Below are 24,954 nucleotides of genomic sequence, written 5' to 3'. Positions count from 1 at the left end.
CAGAATCGAGCTCCTACCAAACGTGCACGTTGCCTCACTGGACTCTTGGCACCGGACTATGCGCTCTATTGGAAGTGGGGCAATCTCACCTACAGCCTTTCCCATCACCCTCACTATCCACCTTGCATTTCTCGCACCACTTCCATCAATCACTTATGCCGCGATTCAGGCTCCCTGCTGAAGGGCTGCATTCAATTGTCTGAAGCGCCGCAAGACGATAGAAGAGGCGATAGCAGCCGTCAGCCCGTGGCGATTAGCGTAAGCACACAATATGGCTCCTGCATCGACGCTAACCTAAGTAGTTCACGAGAGCACCTTCAATTGAATCTCAGAAGAAATTCACTCTTCTCAGCCGCAGAGGTCCTGATCGGAGGAATTGGATTATTCCTGATCTACCGAAGCGTAGTCGCTGAGCTTGGCGTCGCCATGCTTGGCGTCTGGTCGATTGTGCTTGCTACAACGGCATTTGGGCGGATAGCCGATGTCGGCATCGCTGCTGGCCTATCCAGGTTCATTGCTGCTGCACGTGGGCGTGGGGAGCATGCCAAGGTGTCGCTCTACTTCTGGACGGCGCTTTCCACCATCGCCGCTCTCATGGCCGTCATCGCCCTTCTCGGTTGGCTGCCATTGAATGCCGCGCTGGGATTTGCCCTGAGTGGCGTAGAGCTAGATGCGGCCCGGCAACTGCTCCCCTGGGCGTTGTTCACGTTCTGGCTGCTCAACATCAATGCCGGGCTGGCAGCGACGCTGCTCGGCATTCAGCGGTCAGACCTGCGTGCCCTCTCCGCCATTGGAGGCATGATCATCCAGGTGGTCGCATCCTATCTCCTGGTCAAGTCACACGGATTGCTCGGACTTGCCTGGGCACAGGCATCCCAATACCTCTTTACCATTGCGGCATCGGCGATTTTTGCGCGCAGATCCCGCGCCATCCAGGGCCCTCCCCGGCTCTCAGGCCTGATCTTGAAGGAGTTGTTCGGCTTTGGCGCAAAGCTGCAGATCGGTACGATCGCCAACCTTCTCTTTGAACCCCTCTCCAAACTGGTTCTTGGAGCAGTAGCAGGCCCCGCGCCGGTCGGCATCTTCGAAATGGCATATCGAATGGTCTATCAGATCCGGACAGTCGCGATCATGGCACTCCAGAACCTCGTTCCTGCCTTTGCCGAGCTCTCACAGCGCGATTCCACAGCAAGCGGGGCCCTGTTCACCAAAAGCAATCGAGTTGCCGCCCTAGCAGGGGGATCGCTCATGATCGCGGCCATTGGCGTAGCGCCATTGGTCTCCGTTCTCTGGTTGCAGACATACTCAAGCGAGTTCATGTTACTGGTCGCGATGATCTCGGTATGCTGGCTGATCAACATCCTCTGTGCACCCTCCTATTTTTGGGGAATAGCGCACGGCACCATCAATGCGAACATCGGCGGCCAGATTCTCACCGGCATCCTCTCTCCTGCCCTGGCCTACCTTCTTGGCAACCAGCACAGTCCAACTGCGGCAGTGATTGGCATCCTCGCCGGCAAAGCGATCGGTGACATTCTGCCTGCCATATTCAATCGCCCGGCCCCCGCCTGGTCGAGTGCCGGCGTCGCACAGCCGTGGAATCTGCTGGCTCTGGCCGCGACCTTTCTTTCAGCCTCCCTCGCAAATCATCTTTGGGGGAAAATGGCCGGTGACTTCCTCTCATCGCACAACGCTCTTAAGTTGATCACCTCATGATGAACCTTGTCTACGCAAAGTCCAACGCGCACGGGAGCTTCAGCCGCTCTTCAGTAGGGCTAGCTCTGCTGGTCGCGTTCTTCATCGGCGCACACCTCAGATTGTCGATCTATAGCGGCGGCAGCGTACTGGTCCCTCAGTTCATCTGCCTAACGGCCGGCGCTGTGCTTGTAGCTCTATATCACAAGGTGCTTCTTAAGACGCTGCCGCTGATGCTTCTACTTGCTGCGGCATTGGTACTTGCTCCAATTCTGAACTATCCGCTTCTCTCCACCTCCGCAGTATTTGAGACGTACAAGGGCAGCATTCAGTTATTGGTGTCTATGACGCTAATGCTCGCCGTTGTCGCACTGATAACCACCGTAGCGCCAGAGCGACTCGCCAGAATTTCCACGCGTTTGTGGTTTCTCTTCATGCTGCTTGCACTTCTTGAATTCATTGCCTTGCGCGAAGTCTTCGAGATCGTCAGTCAGGCTATCTATTCCGCATCTGGCCGTAGTGTGTACAACGGCATCGAGCGGGATCAGTTCTTGTATGGCCAGATCCGACCCAAAGTCATGGCCACCGAACCCTCGTTTCTCGCCACCACTCTGCTCTGCCTGTCTACCATGGCGACCCTCAGTATGCGCTCGGCAGGCAACCCCCACGCGGTGAGGAACGGCCTGCTCATGCTGGCGGCAACTTACCTTGTCTGCCCCAGCATGATCATCGTCTTCTTCATGGCCGCCATCGCAACGTGGATGTACTGGCCACGGACGAAGAAAGGCCGTGCATTTGTCCTGTTTCTTCTCGGCGGCGCGTTGGTTTCGACACTGATCGCGCAGTCGTACATGACCCAGTTGGCCGCCCTCAGCAAGCTAGTGCTTGGTGATCACGGCGCCACCGGCAGCTTCTTTGGACGCATCGCTGTTGGACCAAGCGTCGGCATCGATGTTCTGGAGCGCTATCCTTTGCTGGGCGTAGGAGTCGGTAATGCAGAGGCTGCGCGCCCGATCATCGACAACAACTGGCTAAACAAGGGAGCTTTCGCCCTGTTCCCCTGGTTCGCAGACCCGACACTGCGCGCTAATGATCTGATGTCGAACGGATTCTGGTGGCAGTGGATCTATATGGGGGCAGTTGGTGGTCTTCTATTCATGGCGCTGACCAAGGCATTGCTGCGCACGATAGGGGTGGTCCTACCGTTCCGGGCGATCGTGTGTGCGTGGATTGTCTGGTACGCCGGTGCGGCGTTCGTCGATCCAATCTCCTGGTTCACACTGGCCATATTCTGTATTCCGCCACGCATAAATGTCGAATCTAGAACCGACCTCTCGAACCTCGATCGCGCTTCTATCGTGCGAGGAGCTATACATGCGCGATAGTTCCCGCACTCAGCATGCACAGTTGGGTCTCGGATGCAGCCGACTCGGATCGATCAATGGGCTAGCCGGCCCAGATGCCACCCGCCTGCTCGCGGCCGCACTGGACGAGGGCTATCGGTTCTTCGATACCTCTAACGTCTATGGCCAAGGCGATAGCGAGCGCCTGATTGGCAACGCTATCGGCAACCGCAGTGACTGCTTGGTGTGCACCAAGGGTGGCAAGTATCTTCCCTTCTCCAAGCGCATCCTGGTACCGGTAAAAGGCCTGATCCGGCTTGTCGCACGCGGATCCAACACAGCACGAAACGGCGTAAGCAGTCTGCGTAGTCAGCCGCTGCCGACGCGCTGGGACACTGATTTCATTTCTGCGGCAATCGACGGCAGTCTCCGTCGACTGCGGCGTGACGCGATCGATGTTTACCTGTTGCACAGCCCGCAGGAAAGCACACTGCGCAATGGGGAAGCCATCCAGGCGCTGCACAACGCCCAGCAAGCCGGCAAGATTCGTGTTGTTGGCGTATCGGTCGATGACGTCCGCACGGCTATGGCGGCACTGGCGGATCCGCGAGTAGGCGCCTTGCAGCTCCCGCTCCATCCAGGCAGCCATGAATACGATCAGGTGATGGCACAGGCCCTCCAGCAGCACGTGAAGATCATCGCTCGTGAAGTTCTGGGAGGTCAGAGCGGGATAGCCGCCGCACAGGATCCCTCGGCATTCGCGACGGCACGCATCCAGGAGCTGCACGATGATCCCCGTATCGCCACTGTCTTGGTAGGCACCACCAAGATCTCCAATATGAAGGTCGCTGCGCGGGCCGCTGGCTTGACCGCCAGCATGCCTGCCTGACTGCAACGCGGAAGCTGAAACGTGAACATTGCAATCGTGGGCTGTGGATTTGTCTTCGACATCTACATGCGGACCATCAAGGCTCATCCGGAGCTGACCATCGTAGGCGTTTTCGATCTCAAGACCGATCGGATGGATCGCGTGTGTGCCTACTATGGCCTTGAGCGCTATGCCTCACTGGACGCCCTGTTGGAGGACGTCCGAGTGGATATCGTGGTAAACCTGACCAATATCGGCGCGCATTTCGACGTGAGCCGTCGGGCATTGATGGCTGGAAAGCACGTTTACAGTGAAAAGCCTATAACCCGGAGTCTGGGTGAAACCCAGGAACTGTTCGCCATCGCCGCGACCAAAGGCGTGCGCATGTACGGAGCGCCCTGCAACATCTACAGCGACTCGGTAAGGACGCTGTTCAAGGCAGTCGGCGACGGCGCCATCGGAAAACCGCTTCTGGTGTACGCCGAGCTGGATGACAACCCCATCCACCTGATGGAGTTCGAGAAGGTAAGGAGTCCTACGGGTGCCCCGTGGCCGCTTGAGGAGGAGATCCTTGAAGGCTGCACCTTTGAGCACGTGGGCTACCACCTTGTCTGGATCTGTGGTTTGCTAGGCCCAGCAACGGCGGTTACCGCCTACTCCAATGAGCTGATCGAGACCAAGTCAGCAGCCATGCCCGGCCGCTCTGGGACGCCGGACTATTCGGTTGCTTGCCTGACGTTCGCCAGTGGCGCGTCGGCACGGATCACCTGTAGCGTGGTGGCGCCCCGCGACCATCGCATGCGCGTGATCGGCACCGAAGGAGAGGTATCGACCGACAGTTACCGCCAGTACCGTTCCCCGGTCCACCTGGAGCGTTACTCCAAAGGCAGCCTGAGCGCGCGGAAGCTGCAGGTGCTGCGCAACAGCCGCCTGCTGGGCAAGCTGTTCGGCATCGGCGGGGATCGCATGCGGCTGGTACGGAACTGGAAGTCCGACGCGGTGGAAAAGGACCAGTCGGTGCGTTCTTCTCTACGAACACGCGTCAAGGAATGGATCCGGCGCAAGGAAGTTTACGCACAGGACAAGTTCGTCGGCATTGCCGAGATGGCGCGCGAGATAAGAAGCGGTCAGCCGCAGTATCTGTCACCCGACTTCATCGCCCATCTGAACGAACTGACGCTGCTGATCCAGGGCGCAGGTCCTGAGGGCTTGGCGACGCGCCCTACCACATCGTTCGCGCCGCTTGGCCCGCTGCCAGGTACGCAGGACTACGGAACCCGGTATCTGGAGCGCCTCCACCCCACCCTGCTGGAGCGGATCGCATCCCGATGAAGAACGTGACGCCGATGACATTCTATCGGCGCTCTCCAAGGACGGATGCAACTGGACGACTACTTTGGAAATCAATCTACGAACTTTGCAAGCCGCATCGCGGCTTGATGCGAAGATGCTTGGATATCATCTCAAGCGCGTGCTTCGCAACGTCCTTGCCCGGCAGTTTCCGAATGCCTACGCGCGACGCCTTGACCGGCTCAGTACGCGTGTGCCGACCATTGCCTCCCGCGGCATCGAAGCAACTGGAACGGCCGTGGCATTCGTCTCCCGGTTCTATCGGGACGAATACCTGGACGATATGGATGAAGTGGCCCATGGGCGCTTCACCTTCTTTGGTCAATCCGTAGATTTCGGCAGCGTTGGAGCAATCAACTGGCATCACACCATTGCCGTAGAGAATGATCTTCATCTCTGGCGGATGAAGCTGGCGCACCTGGGATTCATCTGCCCCATGCTGGTTTCCGGCACGGCCACCCATCACCAGGCCATTGAAGCAATCCTAGCCCGCTTCAATGCCAGCAGCAGCTTCGCGGTGAGCGGATGTTTCAGTTCCTACTGGTTCCCGTACAGCGCGTCGCACCGGATACTCAGTGTACTCAGTGGCTACCTTGTCGCACGCCAGGAACGTACGCTCGCACCTTCACTGGTCGCCGCCATCGAGGCATTTCTCCGTCGCGATGTCGCCTTCGTACTGGACACCATCGAGCATGAGCTCAAGAACAATCACGTCGAACGCAATCTGGCGGCGCTGTGTCTGTACTACAGCCATGCAGAAGAGGTTCCGACGTCGATCACGGCGCGCCTGAACCACGACGTGCGCCGGATCATTCTGGATTGCGTCCTCGAAGATGGACTGCTTTCCGAGCGCTCGGCCATGTACCAAGGCTTGACCGTCATGGCCTTGCGCGTGTTCCGGGACACGCCGTTCCTAGACGACACAACGCGCAGACTTGCCTGCGAGCGTCTCGCTTTAGCCGAGCATGCGTGGGCGGTAATGTCTCATCCGGATGGCGAAATTGCACTGTTCAACGACAGCTGGTTCGGCGAAGTTCCTCCACTCGCTGCACTGACGGAGCCCCCTTCACTGCAGCCGCTTGAAGTGTTGCCGCACGCCGGTTATGCCCGCCTGCAGGATGAAACCTGCTTTGCCTTGTTTGACGCCGGTGCGATTGGGCCGCATTGGAATCCCGGGCACGGGCATGCCGACTTCCTGGCAGTGGAAATCGATCTGCACGGCAAAAGGTTTATTGTGGATCCGGGCACATACCAGTATTCCACAGGCGAGCGCAGACGCTTCGAGCGCTCAGCGGCCAGCCACAATGGCCCAGGCTGGCACGAGGTCGAGCCGGTCGAGTACAGCGGATGTTTCAAAGTGGGACGGATGAGCGAGGCGCAGCTGACCGAGTGTGGCCCGCTCGCGGGCGGACATCGTGTATCCGGGTCACTGAATCTCAAGCATGGCAGCGCAGAGCGCAGTGTCATGCTTCTGAACGGTTGCCTGCATGTGAGCGACCGCTGGCACGGGGATCTTCCCCGGCCGCGCACCAACCTGCTAGTCGCCGCCGATTGGCGCGTGGTCTCGCGCGAAGAGAACTATCTGCAGTTCTCGCAGGATGGGATCATCGTCGATCTGGTGATCCGCAAGGGCCGCGTGGCAGATCTCCGCGCTTCAATCTGGGCCAGCCACTACCTGCAGGATCGGCAAGGATGGTTGATCACACTGGAGCCCGGCGATACAGCCGAGCTGGACTGGGACGTGAGTAGCCCGGTTCCGTCCACAATCTGCACCAAGGAACAACACGATGTCGTCCGTTCGCCGTAAGCGCATTCTCATCCTCAGCCGTCTCTTCCCATACGCACCAGCGCGCGGGGGCGACATGAGCTATTCCAGGGGGCTAGCCACCTCGTTTGCGCAGGTTGCGGATGTGACCGCAGTGGTTGCCACCAATGGCGTGCAGCCTGATGGTCCGGTAGACAAAGACGGGGTCCGCTGGATCATCGCAGGCGCCCCACGCAAGGGACGCATCGGATCGGTCGCCACCCATCTGCCCAACATTGCCTGGCGCGGACAGACCACTGCTTACACGAGGGCCGTGGCACTGGCCCTTCAGGAAGAGTGGGACGTAATCGTCATCGATCACATTGGCTCCTACCATGTTCTCCCCCAAGTATTGACGTACCGCACCCGTCACCCGGCAACACGCATCTCTTATATTTCACATGAGCACGAAGCCTCGGTGCGCGTGGAGAAGTACGCAGCGTATGGTGGCAATCCGCTGCTGCGCCTTGCCCTGAAACTTGATGGCATCAAGGTTGGCAAGGCTGAGCTTGACCTTGTGCGATCGGTGGACCTTGTGTCACTGATCAATCCAGATGATGCCGCGCTCTATAAGGCCCAGGTGCCAAGCTTGCAACACGTCACCCTGACCCCGGGCTACCAGGGCAACAGCATGGTCCAACGCCGGATTGACGCCTCGGTTCCTCGGCGCGTCGTCTTACTGGGCGGGCGTGAATCCCGTCAGAAGCAAGTGATCCTGGAGCGCTGGCTAGAGCATGCAGCGCCCATCTTCCATCGTGCAGGCGTCGAAATGGCCGTGGTTGGGCCGATCGATGATGCGCTCGGCGACACATTGTCCGGCCGCTACCCGACTGTGCGTTTCATGGGCTTTGTCGACGATATCGACGCATTCCTTGCTACCTGCCGTGCAAGTGTAGTCGCCGACTTCCTGGGCGGCGGATTCAAGGTGCGCCTGCTGACCTACGTCTTCAACCGTCTGCCAATTTTTGCCATGAAAGGCGCCGTTTCCGGATTGGGAGTGAGCGCGCCCAGCGCATTCGTCGAATTCAACAACCTTACGGCGCTGGCGCAGGGGGTTTGCGAGCGCATTGATGATTTCGATTACCTCAACAGTCTGCAGAACAATGCCTATGAGGGTACCCAGGGATGCTTCGACTGGACCGATCGTGGCGTGCGCTTTCTGAAGGCGCTGGACGCAGACCAGTGACTGCACAGTTGACGACGGTACCGCAGGGTTCCAGGCGCAATCAGGGCATTGAGCTGGTACGCATCCTCGCCGCGTTCGCCATTGTCTGGTACCACTCGAAAGCGCCGGGAAGTGAGATCAGCTACAGCGGTCTCTCGGCATTCCTTATCCTCACAATGCTGTTCGAGGTGGGCGGCAACTGGTCGCGTCGTGCCCGGATCGCAGAGCTGGCGCGCCGTCTACTGATTCCTTGGGCATTCTGGTTTGGGGTGTTCGGTGCCATCAACCTTGCACGCCATCAGCCCTTCATGTCGCTGGATTACAGCGGAGGCTGGGTCGCTGGGGTACTCGCTGGCAGCAGCATCCACCTCTGGTACATCCCATTCATCTTTGCTCTGATCGTGACACTTGCGGTGATAAAGCGCTCCGTTGATCGCCAGCTGCTGTTCTGGCTGACAATGATGGCGATCGTGGTGAATCTGGCAACGGTCTGGCAATGGGAACCCTGGTCGCGCCAGGTTGGCTATCCCTTGGCTCAGTGGATGCAGGCCTCCACTGCCGTACTGATCGGGCTGTTGATAGGCCTACACCGAAGCACGCGGTGGGGTGTGCAAGCGCTTGCTGTTGCACTCATGCTGGTGGCTGCGACATGGATGCTCTTCCCCTTGCCTGGCGTGGCATTGCCACACTTGATTGCCGCCTTGGTGCTGCTGGCCGCACTGCGCTGGGGAGACCGGATCCCCACGTCGCACGTGATACAGACGCTGGCCAATGCGACGTTCGGCATCTACCTGTGCCACCCGATTTTCCTCGGTGCGGCAAAACAGCTTCCAATCCATGTGGCGCTTCGGGTCACAGTGGCATTCGTGACTTCGGCCCTTTTCGTCATCGCCTACCAGCGCCTGAGGGCATGGCTGAAGCAACCGGCACTGCCCGTCGCCTGACACTTGGTGCCCCTTCATTTTACGATTTGTCGCACTTGGAGCTTGTTCCTTGAGTACTTCCAGCATCCTCATCTGCGGCGGCGCCGGCTACATCGGCAGCCACATGGCCCAGTATCTGGCCGAAGCCGGCCACTCCGTAACCGTGCTCGACAACTTGTCTACTGGTCACCGCGATGCCGTCCGCTGGGGTGAACTGCTGAAAGCTGACCTGCTGGACCCCGAGGCGCTCGAGCGCGCCCTCCAGGGCCGCCATTTCGGTGCAGTGATGCACTTCGCTGCCCGCTCGCTCGTCGGTGAGTCCGTTACTGATCCTTACGCCTACTACGCGAACAACGTCACTGGCACGTTGAACCTGCTGGAGGCCATGCGCCGCCACGACATCGATCGCATCGTGTTCTCCTCCACCGCTGCGGTATTCGGCAATCCACAGTCGAATGTGATCGATGAGGACCACCCCAAGGTGCCCATCAACCCTTACGGCGCCAGCAAGCTGATGGCAGAGCGGATCCTCGCTGACGCAGCCACAGCCTACGGCCTGCGTTCAACCTGCCTGCGCTACTTCAATGCCGCAGGCGCCCTGCCCGACCACGGCATTGGCGAGGCTCATGCCTGCGAAACCCACCTGATCCCCAATGTCCTGCGTGCCGCATTGGGCATCGGCAACGCCATGAAGGTGTTCGGCGATGACTACCCAACGCCCGATGGCACCTGCGTGCGTGACTACGTACACGTGCAGGACTTGGCGCAGGCCCACGCGCTGGCGCTTGAGTACATGGAGCACACGCCCGGTGCGCACGCGTTCAATCTGGGCAATGGGCAGGGTTTCTCCGTCCATGAGGTGATTGCAGCCGCGGCAGCGGTCAGCGGACGCGAAGTTCCGTTTGAGATGGCGGAACGCCGCCCGGGCGATCCGGCCAGCCTGGTGGCGTCCTCTGCCCGCGCTCGCGAGATCCTGGGTTGGCAGCCGCGCTGGACCGAGTTGGCACCAATCATCGCCAGTGCCTGGCAGTGGCATCGCAACCCGCCCGCATGGTCGCCGCAGCCGGTCATTCCTGGCACCGCGCGCGGCCTGGACGAAGCCCTGCCTGCCTGAACAGGCGTCCCGCACTGGGAAAGCGTCTCGGCGTGGCCTCACCCCGCACCGCACCAAAGCCCAACCACCACCCTCTGCTACCATCGGCGGTTCTGTTCATCGCGTCCCCCACCTGCCCGCGATGGCGCCAAACAACGTAACGAAACACAGGAGTCTGCATGTCTTCCGAGCTGCTCAAGTCCCTTGGCCTGGACGCGATCAACGCTGGCACGTACCTGGGCAACGGGGAGTGGTCGAGCGCGACCAGCGGTGAGCTGATCACCCCGGTCAACCCGACCACCGGCGAGCCGATCGCGCAGGTCCGCGCGACCACCGAGGCCGAGTACGAGACCGTCGTCGCCCGCGCCCAGGAAGCCTTCAAGATCTGGCGCACCACGCCTGCCCCGCGTCGCGGTGAGGCCGTGCGCCTGTGCGGCGAAGCACTGCGCAAGCACAAGGATGCGCTGGGTTCGCTGGTTGCCCTGGAAATGGGCAAGAGCAAGCCGGAAGGCGATGGCGAAGTGCAGGAGATGATCGACATCGCCGATTTCGCCGTGGGCCAGAGCCGCATGCTGTACGGCTACACCATGCATTCCGAGCGCCCCGGCCACCGCATGTACGAGCAGTACCACCCGCTGGGCCTGGTCGGCATCATCTCGGCCTTCAACTTCCCGGTGGCAGTGTGGAGCTGGAACTCGTTCCTGGCGGCCATCTGTGGCGACGTCTGCATCTGGAAGCCGTCCAACAAGACGCCGCTGACCGCCATCGCCTCGCTGAAGATCTGCAACGACGCCCTGCGCGAAGCCGGTTTCCCGGACATCTTCTTCCTGATCAACGATGCCGGCACCGCGCTGTCGGAGAAGATGGTCGATGACCGTCGCGTGCCGCTGATCAGCTTCACCGGCTCGACCCAGGTCGGCCGCACCGTCAACGAAAAGGTCGCACGCCGCCTCGGCCGCTGCCTGCTGGAACTGGGTGGCAACAACGCCATCATCCTGGACGAAACCGCCGACCTGAAGCTGGCCGTGCCGGGCATCGTGTTCGGCGCCGTCGGTACCGCCGGCCAGCGCTGCACCACCACCCGCCGCCTGATCGTGCACCGCTCGATCTACGCCGACGTGCTGGCTACCCTGGTCAAGGCCTACAAGCAGGTTGAAGGCAAGATCGGCGACCCGACCGATGCCGCCAACCTGATGGGCCCGCTGAACAGCGACGGCGCCGTGCAGCAGTTCCTCGATGCCATCGCCCAGGCCAAGGCCGCCGGCGGCACCATCGAGACCGGCGGCACCCGCATCGACCGCGCCGGCAACTTCGTACTGCCGGCGATCGTTTCGGGCCTGAAGAACAGCGATGCCGTGGTCCAGCACGAGACCTTTGCGCCGATCCTGTACGTGATGCCGTACGACAGCCTCGACGAAGCCATCGACATGCAGAACGGCGTGCCGCAGGGCCTGTCCTCGTCGATCTTCACCCAGAACCTGAAGACCGCCGAGAAGTTCCTGTCGGCGGCCGGCAGCGACTGCGGCATCGCCAACATCAACATCGGCACGTCCGGTGCTGAGATCGGTGGTGCCTTCGGTGGCGAGAAGGACACTGGCGGTGGCCGCGAGTCCGGTTCGGACGCGTGGAAGGTCTACATGCGCCGCCAGACCAACACCATCAACTATTCGGATTCGCTGCCGCTGGCCCAGGGCATCAAGTTCGACCTGTAACGCTTTCTGTAGTGCCGGGCCATGCTCGGCAGGATGTGCAATGAACACCGCAGGAAATGCAGCCGAGCATGGCTCGGCGCTACAGGGTGGCAAGCCGGTGATTGATTTCACCGGCCGCCGCGTGCTCATCGCCGGTGGCAGCAAGGGCATTGGCCGTGAGATGGCGCTGGCCTTTGCCGGCGCCGGTGCGCGGGTCTCGGTCTGCGCCCGCGGCCAGGCCGGCCTGGATGCCCTGCGTGCCGATGCAAAGGTACAGGGCGTCGAGTTGCACACGTTTCCTGCCGATCTGGGCGAGGCCAACCAGATCCAGGCCTGGCTGCAGGCTGCCGCCGATACACTTGGCGGCATCGATGTGCTGGTCAACAACGCCACCGGCTATGGCATGGCCGATGACGAGGACGGCTGGGCCGCCAGCCTGCAGATCGACCTGATGGCGGCGGTACGGGCCTCGCGCCTGGCACTGCCGTGGCTACGCGCATCCAACGATGCCTGCATCCTCAACCTGTCCTCGATCGCCGCCCAGCAGCCGCGTCCCGGTGGCGCGCCCTACGCTGCCGCCAAGGCCGCGCTGTCGCACTACACCACCTCGCAGGCACTGGCGCTGGCCAAGGACCGGATCCGGGTCAATGCCATCGCCCCGGGCTCGATCGAGTTCGATGACGGCCTGTGGGATCGCCGCCGCACCGAAGATCCCGCGCTGTACCACGGCACCTTGGCGAAGATCCCGTTCGGCCGCTTCGGCCACCCGCGCGAGATCGCCGACGCCGCGCTGTTCCTGTGCTCGCCGCTGGCGCGCTGGATCACCGGTCATGTGCTCAACGTGGATGGCGGCCAGGTGTTGATGGGCTGAATTTGTAGAGCCGAGCCCATGCTCGGCTTGCGCGCAAGACGCGGTCCATACCGCATCGGCCCAGAGTTCAGCCGAGCATGGGCTCGGCTCTACAGGGCACTGCCCATGGGATTGCCCGGGCAGAGGCACTATCATGTGCACACTGCCAAGGAGGACCCCGATGAGCGTGGCACCCCGACAGACAAGCGCCCTGGCCGTGGTCAGCCTGGTCATGGGCATCGCCAGCTGGACCGTCCTGCCCTTCGTGGCCAGCATCGTGGCCATCATCACCGGCCACATGGCCCGCGCCGAGATCCGCCGCCGCCCGCATGAACTGGAAGGCGATGGCCTCGCCGTCACCGGCCTGGTGCTGGGCTGGGTGATGGTCGGCGCCGTGATCGCCGCCATCCTGGTCTTCATCCTGTTCTTCGGTGGCCTGGCCTGGCTCGCCGCGATGTCGAACTGATCATCATGACCACTTCCGACAGCACTGAACGCTTCAGCAGCCGCGTCGGCGACTACGTCCGCTACCGGCCCGATTACCCGCCCGCCCTGTTGGAGTGGCTGCATGGCCCGATGGGCGTCAGCCACGAGGCCGTGGTCGCCGACATCGGCGCCGGCACCGGCATCTCCAGCCGCCTGTTCCTGGCCACCGGCCATCCGGTGGTTGCCGTTGAACCGAATGCGGCCATGCGTGGCGCCGCCGAGGAATGGCTCGCACCGCAGTACCCACGGTTCAGCGCAGTCGATGGCCGCGCCGAGGCCACCGGGCTGAACGATGCCAGCGTTGACCTGGTCAGCGTTGCGCAGGCCTTCCACTGGTTCGACACCGTGGCGGTGCGCGCCGAGTGGCAGCGCATCCTGCGTCCGGGTGGCCTGGCACTGATCTACTGGAACTCGCGCCTGCTCGACGCCAGCCCGTTCCTGATCGGCTACGAGCAGCTGCTGCTGGACTACGGCACCGACTACACCGCCGTTGCCGAGCGCTACCAGGACGACGCCACCATGCAGGCGTGGTTCGGCCCCGGCCTGCGCGGCATGGTGGAGCTGCCGAACGTGCAATATCTGGATTTCGACGCCCTGCGCGGGCGCCTGCTGTCCTCCTCCTACGCACCCCAAGCCGGTCATCCGCGCCATGCGCCGATGATCGCCGCCCTGCAGGACCTGTTCGCCGCCCACGCGGTCGACGGCCAGGTTGCTTTTGAATATCGAACCCGAGCCTTCCTCGGCACGCTGGACTGAACCGACGCATGTATTCGCTTGCCCGCCCCTTCCTGTTCTCGCTCGACGCCGAGCGCGCCCACGGCCTTGGCCTGTCCGCACTGGACCTGGCCTATCGCACCGGCACCACGCCGCTGCTGGCCGCACGCATCGCGCCGATGCCGAGCACCGTGTTCGGGCTGACCTTCCCCAATCCGGTCGGCCTGGCCGCCGGCCTGGACAAGAATGGCGAGCACATCGATGCATTGTTCGCGCTGGGTTTCGGCTTCGTCGAGATCGGCACCATCACCCCGCGTCCGCAGGCCGGCAATCCGCAGCCGCGCCTGTTCCGCCTGCCGGCGCACAACGCAATCATCAACCGCATGGGCTTCAACAATGCGGGCGTGGACGCGCTGGTGCGCAACGTCGAACGCGCGCGCAACCGTCGCGGCCTGCTCGGCATCAACATCGGCAAGAACAAGGACACCCCCAACGAACAGGCGGTGGACGATTACATCGCCTGCCTGGACAAGGTCTATCCGCTGGCCGACTACATCACGGTCAACATCTCCTCGCCCAACACCGCCGGCCTGCGTGAGCTGCAGGAAGAAACCGCGCTGCGCCAACTGGTCAGCCAGCTGCGTGACCGCCAGGAAGCCCTGGCTGCGCAGCATGGTCGCCGCGTGCCGATGCTGGTGAAGGTGGCGCCGGACCTGAGCGAGCGCGACATCGATGCCGCCGCCCGCGTGCTCGGCGAGCTGCAGGTGGACGGCGTGATCGCCACCAACACCACCATCGACCACAGCAAGGTGGCCGGCGACCCGCTGGCCAACGAGGCCGGCGGCCTGTCCGGTGCGCCGGTGCTGGAGCAGTCCACGCTGGTGCTGCGCCGCCTGCGTTCGCGCCTGCCCGAATCGGTACCGCTGATCGGTGTCGGCGGCATCCTGTCCGGTGCCGATGCGGTGGCCAAGATGGCCGCCGGTGCGGCGCTGGTGCAGTGCTACAGCGGCCTGATCTTCCGTGGCCCGGCGCTTGTCTCCGAATGCGTGGAGGCGATCCGTCGCCGCCGCGAAGCACCGAGCCGCGGCGCGGTGGCCCCACTGTGAGCGCGCCCATGGATACCGTCGACGGCAACTCACCGCTGCGCTGGACGCTCACCCGCAATGCGCCGCTGCAGGCGCTGAACACCTTCCATGTGCAGGCCAGCGCAGCGCAGCTGCTGGAACTGCACGATCCCGTGCTGCTGCCGGACGTGCTCGCGCTGCCCGAGGTGGCCAACGGCCCGCTGTTGGTGCTGGGCAGCGGCAGCAACGTACTGATCGCCGAGGACCTGCCTGGCACGGTACTGGTGTTCGGCAACCGTGACATCAGTTTCCTTGAACACCGCGCCGACCATGCGGTGATCCGCGCCGGTGCCGGCGTGCCCTGGCACGGGCTGGTGATGTGGTCCCTGCAGGAGGGCCTGTCCGGCCTGGAGAACCTGGCGCTGATTCCCGGCACCGCCGGTGCCGCGCCGATCCAGAACATCGGCGCCTACGGCGCGCAGGTCGGCGAGTTCATCCAGGCCGTTGAAGCCTGGGACTGCCAGGAACAGGCCTGGGTGCGGCTGGACAACGAACAGTGTGGCTTCGCCTACCGCGACAGCGTCTTCAAGCAGCAGCCGGATCGCCACCTGATCACCGCCATCGAGCTCAAGCTGCCGCTGCTGCACGATCTGCGCATGGACTACGCCGGCATCCGCGAGGAACTGCAGGCGCAGGGCGTGGAATTGCCGAGCGCGGTGGACGTGGCCAACGCGGTGATCGCAATCCGCCGCCGCAAGCTGCCCGACCCGGATGTACTCGGCAACGCCGGCAGCTTCTTCAAGAACCCGGTGCTGCCGCTGGAACAGGTCGACGTGCTGCTGCAGCACTTCCCCGAACTGCCGGTGTTCCCGTCCGACCAGGACGGCAAGCGCAAGGTCTCGGCGGCATGGATGATCGAGTCCTGCGGCTGGAAGGGCTTCCGCGAAGGTGATGCCGGCGTGGCGCCGAGCCACGCACTGGTGCTGGTCAACCACGGCAACGCCACCGGTGCTGAACTGCTGGCGCTGGCGCGACGTATTTCCGCTTCGGTGCTGGAGAAGTTCGGCGTACCGATCGAACCGGAGCCCCGCCTGCTCGGCGCACAGTGGTGAACAGCCCCGCCCTCTCCCCCAGCGCCACCCCGATGCGGGCGGCGCTGCTGATGCTCGGCAGCACCATGGCATTTGGCCTGATGGCGGTGGCCATCCGCTATGCCACGCACTACGTGCCGACCCAGGAAGTGGCGTTCTTCCGCAATGCCTTCGGCCTGCTCGCGTTGCTGCCGATGCTGCTGCGCCCCGGCCACGCGCCGCTGAAGACCCAGCAGCTGCCACGCTATTTCGTGCGCAGTGCGATCGGCCTGGGCTCGATGCTGTGCGCGTTCTGGGCACTGGGCCACCTGCCGTTGGCGCAGGCGGTTTCGCTGTCGTACTCCACGCCGTTGTTCGTCACCATCGCTGCCGTGCTGTGGCTGGGCGAGACCGTGCGCGTACGGCGCTGGGCTGCAGTGGTGGTCGGCTTCATCGGCGTGCTGGTGATCGTGCGCCCCGGTACCGCCGGCTTCACTGCGGGCAGCCTGGTGGCAGTGGCTGCCGCCGTGCTCAGCTCGCTGGTGGCGATCCAGATCAAGCAGCTGACCCGTATCGACAGCGCCGATACCGTGGTGCTCTATACCTACGTGTTCTGGGTGCCGCTGTCGCTGCTGCCTGCCCTGTTCGTCTGGGTCTGGCCCACCGGCGTGGCGTGGCTGTGGCTGTTGGCCACCGGCGTGCTCGGCACGGTCGGCCAGCTGCTGTGGACGCGGGCGCTGCGCCTGGGCGAAGTCTCGGCGCTGACCCCGATCAGCTTCCTGCAGCTGCCGCTGGTGACGCTGTGCGGCTGGCTGCTGTTCAACGAAACGGTGGACCGCTGGACGATCATCGGCGCCGGCATCATCCTTGCCGCGAACGCCTATATCGCCCACCGCGAAGCCGTACTGTCGCGGCGTGCCGCAAGTGCAGCGGCCTCGGCAGCGGCCAAGCCCGCCGAATGAAAACCGCCTCGATGGACAAGCCCTTGGTAGAGTCGACTGTTAGTCGACTATCGCGCGCAGCGCGGGCTTTGCCTATTCCAATCGAAGAGCAGTCGACTAACAGTCGACTCTACCCGGGGCGATCCTGGCAACGGCCCAGTACCTATTCCAGCGCGCGATACACCCGCTCCGCCGCATCGAACACATTGCCCGGTGCGAACTGCTCGCCCAGGTAGTGCAGCGACTGCCTGCGCAGTTGCGGCGAACGCTCCTCACCATCGCTGCCCAGCAGCACCTGCTGGAACTCGATCAGGTCCTGGAGAATACGCCAGTGCCGGTACCAGGCGATCCAGCGCGGGTCGCCGCGGTCGCTGCCGTAGCCGTCCTCGAAGCCCAGCGGATTCTCGCGCCCCCAGCGCCCGCCGACAGCCGCACCGATGAACATCAAGTCGCGCTCGCGCGGTGCCAGCGACAGGCCATCCCAGTCAATCAGGTGCAGGCCCCCGTCATTGCCCATCAGCAGGTTGCCGGCATGCAGATCGGTGTGGCACAGATGCAGCTCTACCGGCGCGTCCTGCAATGCCGCGAGCAGCTCCCGTGCCTGCGCATGCAGCGCCGCGATGCGCGCATGCTGCCGGTCCCATACCGAAACGAAAGCGCGGCCCAGCCCATCCTTCGCGGCCGCCAGGCCCTCGCCAGCCAGCCATTGCCCGACGGTTTCCAGCGCCGCGGTTTCCAGCCGTACGATCGGCAGCGCCTGCAGCAGTTCCGCTGGCAGCTGCGCGCCGTGCAGGCGCCGCAGCACCTCCCCCAGCCGTTTCCACTGCGTGCGGCTCAACGCCGCCTCGAACCCGGACTGGCCTTCCACATAAGGGAACAGGGTGAACTGCAATCCCCAACGCTGCACCGACGCACCACCGGTCAGTGCCGGCCACGGCGCGACGATCTCATCGATGCCCAGCGTGCCGCGCATCCAATGCAGGCTGTCCCACACTGCTGGGTCGACCTGGTAGGTGCGGCATTTCAACCACCACTGCCCGTGCCGCGCATCGACGCGATACACGCTGGCATTGGCGTCGGCACCCACCGGGCGTGGCACCACGGCGGTAGGGGTGATGCCATAGGATTGTTGCAGGACTTCGCCGAGATGCTGCGCCGAAGCGAATGACATGGATGCAAGCGGAAAGTGTTACCTGCCGCCACTATCGCAGATGCACTCGCCACGACACAGACATGTCCGTCACAACATCGCCTCGGCACGAGCAGAGAACTAGCCTGCGATGCGCCGCATCACCGCCTCCAGCGGGCCGCGTGCGAACTGCCACGACCATAGCCAGGCCGCGCCCGTAGCCAGCATCAGGAACAGCAGTGCCCAGAGCAGCACCGACGCGAGCGATGCACGGCCATCGAGCAGGCCCAGGCTTTCCAGCGTACCCATGCCCAGCAGGATGTGGCCGACGTACAGGGTCAGGGTCATGCGCCCGGCCGCGGTGAACGGTTCCAGCCAGTCACCCGGTCGCGCACGCGTCAGCCACAGGCAGGCGGCAATGACACTGCACGCTGCGCCCGCACCGGTGAGTACGTAGGCGGGCCCCGGCGGCATCGGCTGCGTTCCCAGCCACGCCTGCCAGGGCGTTCCCTGTGCAAGCTGCTGCACGCCATGTCCAGCCGCGATCAGCAGCAGGCCCAGCACCAGCAGCGCACGCTGGACCCGCGGTTGCGACAGTTGCAGGCGTGCCAGCAACATCCCCAGCAGGAAGAAGCACAGCCACGGCAGCAGAGGATGGAAGCCATTGAACAGCAGGTTGCGGGCCGCGCCCGGCCATTGCCACAGACCGGCGTACTCCAGCGTCTGCCAGTTCCACCCCTGGCTGTAGTCCCAGTGCAGCAACGCCCAGAACGAACCGGCCGCCAGAGCGATGATGCTGGCCAGCAACACCCGCGGCGAGGCCCGCAGCCACAGCACCGCCAACGCGAAATACACCGCGTAGTAGTGCAGGATATCGGCTGGGGACAGGGTCAGGTTGAGCAGGCCCAGCGCCAGCAGGAACACCGCGCGGCGCCAGGTCTGCACACTGGCCGGCCACCACCCTTGCCGCTGCGTGGCCAGCACCAGGCCAAGGCCGGCCAGCGTGACGAAGGTCGCCGAGGCCTTGCCTTCCAGCAGATGGAAGAACCCTGCCAGCCAACCCTCACCCTCTGCGGGCACGGCCATCGCCAGGCGGAAGTTGACCAGCACCATGCCGGCCAAGGCCAGGTAGCGCGCCAGATCAAGGCCGTGCAATCGCCGGTCAACGGCGCTCATGCGCGTGCCCCGAGCAGCAGCGCGAGCAGGCCAAGATCCAGCGATGCCTCCTCGGTGCCATCGGCTTCGCCCAGCCCCCGACGCAGCGCATCGCTTTCGATGGCATCCAGCAGCACCTGCGCCTGCAGTGCCGCTGCCAGCACGGGGCGCCGCCGCTCGCGTTGCGCCACCTGCTGAAGGGCTTCGGCCAGCGTCGCCTGCAATTGCCTGCGATTGGCCGCAAATGCCTCGGCCACGGCCGGATTGCGTGCGCTCTCGGCCAGCACTTCGACGGCAAGCGTCGCCCATTCCGGCTGGCGGCACAGTGCATGGAAGTCCTGAAGGAAAACCAGTACCTGTGCACGCTCGCCATCGGACGCGGTCAGTCGCTGCAGCAACGGTGCCAGTTCTTCGCTCTCGGCCACCGCCACTGCAAGGATGATCGCTTCCTTGCCCGGGAAGTGGTTGTAGAGATTGCCCAGGCTGACACCGGCCGCCTGCGCGATGTCACGCATGCTGGTCTGGTGGAATCCCCTTGCGACGAAGCACTGCAGTGCCGCCTGCAGGATCAGGATCATGCGCTGCTCATTGCGGTCGATTCTGCTCATGCCACAAATAGTGAACGCACGTTCGTCCATTTTGAAGAGGGTAACCCGGCCACCACCGGGCTTCGTTCAGGCAGCCTTGACCTCAACCGCTGTTGAGGCCCGATGCTGCCCGCCCCGCCCAACGCTCAACCCGGAGTTGCTGCATGCCACGGATGATCTCCACCCTGCTCGACAGCCGCGTGCTGTGGTTCCTCGCCCGACTGCTGCTGGCCGTGGTGTTCCTGTCCTCGGGTCTGGCCAAGCTGCTGGCGTGGGACAACAGCGTGGCCGAAATGCAGGCGGCCGGGCTGCAACCGCCCGCGCTGTTCAACATCGCCAGCGCCGTGGTGCTGCTGGGTGGCTCACTGTGCCTGCTGCTCGATCGCCTGCTATGGCTGGGCAGCGGCGCGCTGGCGGTGTTCATGCTGCTGACCATCGTCATCGTGCATACCTTCTGGACCAAGCACGGCGCGGAACAGCAGCTGGCGATGTTCTTCGCGCTGGAACACCTGAGCGTGGTCGGCGGCCTGATCTGCGCGGGCATCGCCAGCCATGCGCGGGCTCAGAAGAACTCGTCGAGCAACCGGTAGAACGCCAGCCGACGCTCGTCGACCAACGCGCCGTAGCGCTGGAACAACGGCGCCACCCAACGCGTGTCGCCGAAGTTGTGAACCAGGCTGCGCGCGGCCAGCGCCAGGTCCTGGTAGCGGTCGGCCACACCCAGCCGCCCACAGTCGATGAAACCACTGAAACGCCCCTCGACCGCCATCAGGTTCGGCAGGCACGCATCGCCATGGCTGACCACCAGATCTTCATGCTCGGGCCGGGTGCTGCACAGTTCGGCGAACACCTGCTGTGCGCTCTGCCCCAGGCGCTCGTCATCGAAGTCATCGGCGTCGACCAGGCCCGCCTCCACCCTTGCCTGCGCGGCCTGCAGGCGCGAGGCCAATCGCTGGTCGAACGGACAGGCTGCCACCGGCAACACATGCAGCCTGCGCAGCGCGTCAGCCAGCAGTTCCACCAACTGCTGCGGCGCAAGTTCCGGCGACGAGGCCAGGTCGCGGCCGGGCAGCGCGCTCATCAGCAACCAGCGCCGGCCCGCTTCTTCGGCGGTGGCAATCACCGTTGGCGCCGGCACTCCCTGTGCCTGCAGCCAGCGCAGGCGCGCGATCTCATCGCCCAGCTCACTGAAGGCGTCGATCACTTCCGACTTCAGGAAGGCGTCAGCCTGCCCGGGACGATGCACTCGCGCGACATCCGCACGAGACACGCCGATCGACTGCCGCTCGATGCGCGCATCGGCCAACGCTTCCTGCCACGCCCGCGGCAGCGGCAGGCCATCAGTGAAGGGATCGGGTGCTCCCATGTCGGGATGCTCCTGTTGCTGGGGACCCTACGGATTCTCGCCGATCCCGAAGCACACCGCCCAGCAGAGCGCGCAATGGAAGGCCTGACCAAACTGACCCGGCTGTCAGTGGTCAGTACATCCCAGCACCTGCAGCAGCTGCGACGGCTACTACCACAGTACCGTTGCCAGCTCGACAACATCGCCTCGATCATTACCGCTGAACGCAGCAACCTGCGCGCGTTCGCCGACTGGGACACCATTCTGGCTGCCGACTGAGGCCGCCGCAGTACAACAAGGAAGCAACATGAAATTGATGGTCATCGGCGCCAGCAGGGGCCTGGGTCGGGCGTTCGTGGAAGGCCTGTGCAGTGCGGGCGACACCGTCATCGGCGTTTCGCGCAGCCGTCCGCGCGATCTTGAATGCCCCGAGGGTGTCACTCTGCAGTGGATCGAGGCCGATCTGTCCCAGCCCACCCTGGCTGCCAATCACATCGCAGCGCAGGCACCGGCCGATCTGGATGTGCTGATCCACAACCTGGGCATCTGGGAAGAGACCGCCTTCAGCGACGAGTACGCCTTCCTCGACGAGAGCGATGCCGCGCTTACTCAACTGGTCGACGTCAACATCACCGCCACCCTGGTGCTGCTGCAGCGCTTGCTGCCGCGGGTGCTCGGGGCGCCACGCCCGCAGCTGGTGCTGACCGGCTCGACCTCGGCGCTGCCGCGCAGTGGCCGCCCGGAAGTGGCGTTCGGCGCATCCAAGTTCGCACTCAACGGCATCGCCGATGCACTGCGCGAGGGTTTCCGCGATCGCCGCCTGGCGGTGACCAGCCTGCAGCTGGGCTACCTTAACACCGACGATGCACTGTCGGTGCCAGCTGCAGAGGCCGCAGCGCGCGGCGACGGCGAGCTGGTGCCGGTGCACGACGTCGTTGCAATGGTGCGCGCGTTGCTGCAGTTGTCACCGTCCGGCTTCGTGCGCGAACTGGTGCTGCCGGCCATCGCCGACCCGCGCTACTGACTGCAGAGGCCTCGGCCCGGGGCCCTTGGTGGCCGCTCGGGCGCCTGTGGTTTACCCTGCTCCCCACTGGCCGTCGGTCACAGGCGGGAACCTGCTATGGATGCGCTTTCACGGGTCTCGGCCCAGGTCCTGGACAGCGCCCTGCCCAGCCTGCCGCTGTACCTGCTGCAGGCCACGGCGGTGATCGGCATGATCGGCGTGCTGCTGATCGCCACCCGTCGCGCTGGCCATGCCATTGAAGGCCGCCGCCTGTACGTGGGCGTGGCGCTGGGCCTGATCTACCTGTTCAACGCCTGGTTCGTGGCCCGCTATACCCAAGGCGTGGTCAAGCTGCACCTCGGCTTCGACATCCTGCTGGTCAGCGGACTGCTCGGCGGCTGGCGCGGCGGCCTGGCCTGCCTGGGTGCCAGCCTGCTGGCCCGATACCAGTTCGCCGGCACCCAGTATTTTCTGCCAGCCGGCCTCGAGGCCACGCTGCAGATGCTGGCCGGCGTCTGGCTGCGCAGGCGCCTGCACCCGCGCATGCTCAATGAACTCTCGCTGCGCATGATCCTGCAGGCCTGGGGCGTGCGTATCGTCGTCACTGCGTTGGGCCTGGCACTGGGCGTCGCAATCATCGGCGCCAATCAGCTACCCGTGGAGGAGTTGGCAATCCAGTGCCTGCTGGCACTGCCACTATCGCTGCTGATGCTGGGCGCGGTGTTCGCACTGGTCTACAACGATGCGCAGATCGATGCACAGCGTCAGCGCGAACACGCCTGGCTGCGCATCGATCCGATCAGTGGCCTGCCCAACATGCGTGCGCTCGGCGAACGCCTGCAGCATTACTGGCGCGACAACGACGGTATCGGCAAGGCCTGCCTGATCGTGGCCGAGATGGGCAACCTGCGCGACCTGCGCCTGCGCTACGGTCCGCTGCAGGACAACGGCCTGTGGCAGCGCGACAGCACCGAAGAGGTGCATCGGCTGCTGCCCTCGCTGCCGGCCGGGCAACTGGAGATCTACCAGTTCGGCGATGCCGCGCTGGCGATCCTGGTGCGCGACCTGACCTTGTCCGAACTGCGCACGCAACCGCAGATCACCGAGCTGGCCAGCAACCTGGCCGATCAGGTCGGCCGCGATTGGCCCGGCTTCCGGCCGCTGTTCCGCTGCGCGGTAGTCGAACTGAAGCCACCGGCCGCGGCAGACGATGGCCACCTGCCCTTCCGGGCAATCACCGTGGCGCTGAGTGCGATCGAATCCGGCGTCGTGTTCTTCGACGACCCGATCCAGCGCGACAGCGAGATCGACGCCCTGATTGAAGTCGCCCTTGATCGCTGGCTGCAGCAGGGCGACGCCCCGCTGTGCTACCAGCCCAAGCATCGCCTGCAGGATCGCCAGCTGGTCGGCGCCGAAGCACTGCTGCGCATGCGCGACGGCGAGGGTCGGCTGATCGCGCCGATGCGGGTGATCTCGCTGCTGCGCCGGCAGGGGCGGCTGGCTGAACTGGAATGGGCCACGCTGCAGTCGGCCACCCACTTCCTGCAGCAGTGCCGACGCGATGGCACGCAGCTGAAAATCGCCGTGAATGTTTCGGCCGAGTCACTGCGCCGGCCCGACTTCGGCCTGCGCCTGCAGGAACTGCTGGCACTGCACGATGTGCCTGGCGTGATGCTGCGCCTGGAGATCGTCGAATGGACCGAGATCGTCGAGCGCGACGTGGTCGATGCCAACATCGCACAGCTGCTGGCAGCGGAGGTCACGTTGTCACTGGATGATTTCGGCGCTGGCTATTCAACCCTGATCCTGCTCTCGCAGCTGGCCATCGCCGAGGTCAAGATCGAGCAGGCGCTGATCGCCACACTGTCCGACGCCAAGTCGCAGTCGATCGTGCGCTTCATCGTCGAAGTCGCGCACCGCTGCGGTGCCATCGTGGTGGCCGAAGGTACCGAGACCCTGGCGCAGGAACAGCAACTGCGCGCACTGGGTGTGGATGTCGGCCAGGGCTATCTGTACTCGGCGGCGCTGCCGGCCGACGAGTTCCGCCGCTTCGCTGCCGGCTAGGCCGCGTAGAAACCCAGGAACATCGCCACCGCCGATTCGGCCACGCGTGCACGCTCCTGTGCGTTCAACGGCGCCTGCCCCATCGTCACCTGTGGCCAGAACGCAAAGCTCTTCACCAGCCCGTGCAGCTGGTGGCCAGCAAATTCCGGATCGACCTCGCGCAGCCGGCCATCAGCGATGGCCGCGCGGATCCAGGCACTCTCGCCGCTTTCCTTTTCGCCCATGCGGCAGACGATGGCCTGCGCGCGCTCCGGTGAGTGGATGATCTCGGCCATCGCCACCCGCGCCAGGTCAATGAAGTTGGCATCGCTGAGCAGTTCCAGCTTCTGGCCCAGCAACTGCAGCAGCTGCGCCTGCAGCGGCTGGTCGGTGCGGTACGGTAACGCGTCGCTGGCCACGCTGCGTTCCCAGAGCTCCTCCAGGATCATCGAGAACAACGCTTCCTTGCTGGGAAAGTGGTTGTAGACGGTGCGCTTGGAGACCCCGGCCGCCTCGGCGATGCGGTCCATGCTGGTGGCCTCGTAGCCCGAGGCACGGAACTCCTCCACCGCCGCGCGCACGATGGCATCGCGTTTACGGTCGGTCAGGCGTTGCGGGGCACGGGGCATGGCAGA

Annotated in this window: 24 protein-coding genes; 19 read left to right on the top strand and 5 right to left on the bottom strand. The window is 64.0% G+C overall.

Annotated elements, in window-relative coordinates; translation table 11 throughout:
* The first annotated feature begins 45 nt into the window (after positions 1–45).
* The 15 genes from M1L61_RS09435 (at position 46) to M1L61_RS09365 (ending at position 17,078) form a co-directional block, all read left to right on the top strand.
* Positions 46–1,716 (top strand): lipopolysaccharide biosynthesis protein, encoded by a 1,671-nt coding sequence (locus tag M1L61_RS09435; protein WP_248854636.1) that lies wholly within the window; start codon positions 46–48, stop codon positions 1,714–1,716.
* The gene (locus tag M1L61_RS09430; RefSeq protein ID WP_248854635.1) at positions 1,716–3,080 is read left to right on the top strand and encodes a hypothetical protein; all 1,365 of its coding nucleotides are present in this window, start codon (positions 1,716–1,718) and stop codon (positions 3,078–3,080) included. Before M1L61_RS09435 ends, M1L61_RS09430 begins: the two co-directional genes overlap by 1 nt.
* Positions 3,070–3,927, top strand: coding sequence for an aldo/keto reductase (locus tag M1L61_RS09425; protein WP_248854634.1), 858 nt, complete (start codon positions 3,070–3,072; stop codon positions 3,925–3,927). Before M1L61_RS09430 ends, M1L61_RS09425 begins: the two co-directional genes overlap by 11 nt.
* Before the next feature lie 21 nt (positions 3,928–3,948).
* Complete coding sequence (locus M1L61_RS09420; RefSeq protein WP_248854633.1) at positions 3,949–5,238, top strand: Gfo/Idh/MocA family oxidoreductase; 1,290 nt, start codon at positions 3,949–3,951, stop codon at positions 5,236–5,238.
* A gap of 64 nt (positions 5,239–5,302) precedes the next feature.
* Positions 5,303–7,063, top strand: coding sequence for a heparinase II/III-family protein (locus M1L61_RS09415; RefSeq protein ID WP_248854632.1), 1,761 nt, complete (start codon positions 5,303–5,305; stop codon positions 7,061–7,063).
* Positions 7,044–8,246 (top strand): glycosyltransferase, encoded by a 1,203-nt coding sequence (locus tag M1L61_RS09410; protein ID WP_248854631.1) that lies wholly within the window; start codon positions 7,044–7,046, stop codon positions 8,244–8,246. Before M1L61_RS09415 ends, M1L61_RS09410 begins: the two co-directional genes overlap by 20 nt.
* Positions 8,243–9,169: an acyltransferase gene (locus M1L61_RS09405; protein WP_248854630.1), complete on the top strand. Its 927-nt coding sequence runs from the start codon at positions 8,243–8,245 to the stop codon at positions 9,167–9,169. Before M1L61_RS09410 ends, M1L61_RS09405 begins: the two co-directional genes overlap by 4 nt.
* A 49-nt stretch (positions 9,170–9,218) precedes the next feature.
* Positions 9,219–10,262 (top strand): UDP-glucose 4-epimerase GalE, encoded by a 1,044-nt coding sequence (galE, locus tag M1L61_RS09400; RefSeq protein ID WP_248854629.1) that lies wholly within the window; start codon positions 9,219–9,221, stop codon positions 10,260–10,262.
* A 158-nt stretch (positions 10,263–10,420) separates the two neighbouring features.
* Entirely contained in the window at positions 10,421–11,953 is a 1,533-nt protein-coding gene (locus M1L61_RS09395) for an aldehyde dehydrogenase family protein (RefSeq protein WP_049436290.1), read from the top strand.
* Positions 11,954–11,993: 40 nt separating this feature from the next.
* Complete coding sequence (locus tag M1L61_RS09390; protein ID WP_248854628.1) at positions 11,994–12,803, top strand: SDR family NAD(P)-dependent oxidoreductase; 810 nt, start codon at positions 11,994–11,996, stop codon at positions 12,801–12,803.
* Between the two features lie 160 nt (positions 12,804–12,963).
* Entirely contained in the window at positions 12,964–13,248 is a 285-nt protein-coding gene (locus M1L61_RS09385) for a DUF4190 domain-containing protein (RefSeq protein ID WP_010484694.1), read from the top strand.
* Positions 13,249–13,253: 5 nt separating this feature from the next.
* Positions 13,254–14,024 (top strand): class I SAM-dependent methyltransferase, encoded by a 771-nt coding sequence (locus tag M1L61_RS09380; RefSeq protein ID WP_248854627.1) that lies wholly within the window; start codon positions 13,254–13,256, stop codon positions 14,022–14,024.
* An 8-nt stretch (positions 14,025–14,032) separates the two neighbouring features.
* Positions 14,033–15,088, top strand: a complete 1,056-nt coding sequence (locus tag M1L61_RS09375; RefSeq protein ID WP_019338469.1) for a quinone-dependent dihydroorotate dehydrogenase — start codon at positions 14,033–14,035, stop codon at positions 15,086–15,088.
* An 8-nt stretch (positions 15,089–15,096) separates the two neighbouring features.
* Positions 15,097–16,158, top strand: a complete 1,062-nt coding sequence (gene murB, locus M1L61_RS09370) for a UDP-N-acetylmuramate dehydrogenase (protein WP_248854626.1) — start codon at positions 15,097–15,099, stop codon at positions 16,156–16,158.
* Between the two features lie 32 nt (positions 16,159–16,190).
* The gene (locus tag M1L61_RS09365) at positions 16,191–17,078 is read left to right on the top strand and encodes a DMT family transporter (RefSeq protein WP_248854774.1); all 888 of its coding nucleotides are present in this window, start codon (positions 16,191–16,193) and stop codon (positions 17,076–17,078) included.
* Between the two features lie 142 nt (positions 17,079–17,220).
* Here M1L61_RS09365 and M1L61_RS09360 read toward each other — a convergent pair whose 3' ends face one another.
* The 3 genes from M1L61_RS09360 to M1L61_RS09350 form a co-directional block, all read right to left on the bottom strand.
* Positions 17,221–18,228, bottom strand: a complete 1,008-nt coding sequence (locus M1L61_RS09360; RefSeq protein WP_043397135.1) for an aminoglycoside phosphotransferase family protein — start codon at positions 18,226–18,228, stop codon at positions 17,221–17,223.
* A 99-nt stretch (positions 18,229–18,327) separates the two neighbouring features.
* A complete protein-coding gene (locus M1L61_RS09355; RefSeq protein WP_248854625.1) occupies positions 18,328–19,362 on the bottom strand; it encodes a heparan-alpha-glucosaminide N-acetyltransferase domain-containing protein in 1,035 nt (344 codons plus the stop codon).
* Positions 19,359–19,949 (bottom strand): TetR/AcrR family transcriptional regulator, encoded by a 591-nt coding sequence (locus M1L61_RS09350; protein ID WP_019338464.1) that lies wholly within the window; start codon positions 19,947–19,949, stop codon positions 19,359–19,361. The genes M1L61_RS09355 and M1L61_RS09350 overlap by 4 nt, the downstream gene beginning before the upstream one ends.
* A 143-nt stretch (positions 19,950–20,092) precedes the next feature.
* Between M1L61_RS09350 and M1L61_RS09345 the strand changes: the two genes are divergently transcribed.
* Positions 20,093–20,518, top strand: a complete 426-nt coding sequence (locus tag M1L61_RS09345) for a DoxX family protein (RefSeq protein ID WP_029550851.1) — start codon at positions 20,093–20,095, stop codon at positions 20,516–20,518.
* On the opposite strand, the gene M1L61_RS09340 is transcribed toward M1L61_RS09345, so the two are convergent.
* Positions 20,491–21,294, bottom strand: a complete 804-nt coding sequence (locus M1L61_RS09340) for an APH(3')-II family aminoglycoside O-phosphotransferase (RefSeq protein WP_053442897.1) — start codon at positions 21,292–21,294, stop codon at positions 20,491–20,493. The two genes, M1L61_RS09345 and M1L61_RS09340, sit on opposite strands and share 28 nt — an antisense overlap.
* 75 nt (positions 21,295–21,369) lie before the next feature.
* On the opposite strand from M1L61_RS09340, the gene M1L61_RS09335 reads away from it, so the two are divergent.
* The 3 genes from M1L61_RS09335 to M1L61_RS09325 all read left to right on the top strand — a co-directional run bounded on the left by M1L61_RS09335 (position 21,370) and on the right by M1L61_RS09325 (position 24,340).
* Positions 21,370–21,552 (top strand): hypothetical protein, encoded by a 183-nt coding sequence (locus M1L61_RS09335; RefSeq protein WP_053442896.1) that lies wholly within the window; start codon positions 21,370–21,372, stop codon positions 21,550–21,552.
* Between the two features lie 28 nt (positions 21,553–21,580).
* A complete protein-coding gene (locus M1L61_RS09330; RefSeq protein ID WP_049410845.1) occupies positions 21,581–22,297 on the top strand; it encodes an SDR family oxidoreductase in 717 nt (238 codons plus the stop codon).
* 96 nt (positions 22,298–22,393) lie between these two features.
* The gene (locus M1L61_RS09325; RefSeq protein WP_248854624.1) at positions 22,394–24,340 is read left to right on the top strand and encodes an EAL domain-containing protein; all 1,947 of its coding nucleotides are present in this window, start codon (positions 22,394–22,396) and stop codon (positions 24,338–24,340) included.
* On the opposite strand, the gene M1L61_RS09320 is transcribed toward M1L61_RS09325, so the two are convergent.
* Positions 24,337–24,948, bottom strand: a complete 612-nt coding sequence (locus M1L61_RS09320; protein WP_053442893.1) for a TetR/AcrR family transcriptional regulator — start codon at positions 24,946–24,948, stop codon at positions 24,337–24,339. The two genes, M1L61_RS09325 and M1L61_RS09320, sit on opposite strands and share 4 nt — an antisense overlap.
* Positions 24,949–24,954: the final 6 nt, after the last annotated feature.

The sequence above is a fragment of the Stenotrophomonas sp. NY11291 genome (assembly GCF_023277365.1).
Taxonomy (GTDB): Bacteria; Pseudomonadota; Gammaproteobacteria; order Xanthomonadales; family Xanthomonadaceae; genus Stenotrophomonas; species Stenotrophomonas geniculata.
Note: the sequence above shows the minus strand (reverse complement) of the source record. Positions and strands in the feature narration are given on the sequence as shown.